Source organism: Methylobacterium sp. B1 (assembly GCF_000333255.1).
GTDB classification, from domain to species: Bacteria; Pseudomonadota; Alphaproteobacteria; order Rhizobiales; family Beijerinckiaceae; genus Methylobacterium; species Methylobacterium fujisawaense.
Genome location: NZ_BACT01000351.1, coordinates 1 through 1,039, shown reverse-complemented (window position 1 = coordinate 1,039; position 1,039 = coordinate 1). Strand labels below are relative to the sequence as shown.

Annotated in this window: 1 protein-coding gene and 1 pseudogene; both read right to left on the bottom strand. The window is 72.0% G+C overall.

Annotated features, from left to right (window positions below; translation table 11 throughout):
* On the bottom strand, nt 1-699 hold a 699-nt coding region (locus tag I53_RS10265; RefSeq protein ID WP_043350044.1), incomplete at its 3' end, for an efflux RND transporter permease subunit.
* Nucleotides 700-710: 11 nt separating this feature from the next.
* A pseudogene (locus I53_RS10260) lies at nt 711-1,039 on the bottom strand (RND transporter); the annotation flags it as partial.

Here is a 1,039-nt window from a genome sequence, read left to right as displayed (position 1 = left end):
GGCCGATGTCCGGATCAGGTACTCGCGGGCGTTCTGGTCGGTGAAGCCTCCGCCGGCATTCGTGCCGAACTGCGCGAGCGCGGTCTCCAGCTGCGCGTTGGTCACCCCGAGCGCGCGCATGGCGGCCGGGTTCGGGCCGATCCGGAACTGGCGCACCTCACCGCCGATGGGGATGACCTGCGCGACGCCCGGAATGGTCAGCAGCCGCGGCCGCAGGGTGAAGTCCGCGACCTCGCGCACCTGCATCGGGCTCGCCGTCGCGCTCGTGACCGCCACCAGCAGGATCTGGCCCATGATGGAGGAGATGGGGGCCATCACCGGGGTCACGCCCCGGGGCAGCTGGTTCTGCACGAGCGCCAGACGCTCCGCGACCTGCTGGCGATTCCGGTAGATGTCGGTGCCCCAGTCGAACTCGACATAGGTGATGGACAGCCCCACGCCCGAGACCGAGCGCACCCGGGTGACGCCCGGGAGTCCGTTCATCCGGGTCTCGATGGGGTAGGTGACGAGCTGCTCGACCTCCTGGGGGGCGTACCCCTCCGCCTCCGTCATGAGGGTGACGGTCGGCTTGTTGAGATCGGGGAAGACGTCGACCGGCAGCTTGGTGGCGGCGAAGGCGCCGTACAGCACCAGCGCCGCGGCGAGCGCGAGGACGAGCAGGCGGTTGCGGACCGACTGGCCGACGAGGACGGTGAACATCGCGGGCCTCCTCAGCGCACTTGGTCGAGGAGTTCGGCACCCTGGGTCACGACCCGCCGGCCGGGCCCCATCCCCTCGGCGACCAGCACGCGGCCGCCGTCGAGCGGCTCGACGCGCACCGGCCGCGCCTCGAAGCGCTCGGCGGTGGTGTGCTCGTAGACGACGTCCTGCCCGTTGCCGGTCCGCACGACCGCTGCGCGCGGCAGGGCCAAGCCCGCCTGCTCGCGGTCCGTCGCGGCGAGCACGGTGACGAACTGCCCGACGCGCAGGCCCGACGCGTCGCCCTGGACCGCGAACTGGACCGGGATGGCCTGTTTGCGGTCGGCGAGCCCCAAGCCTG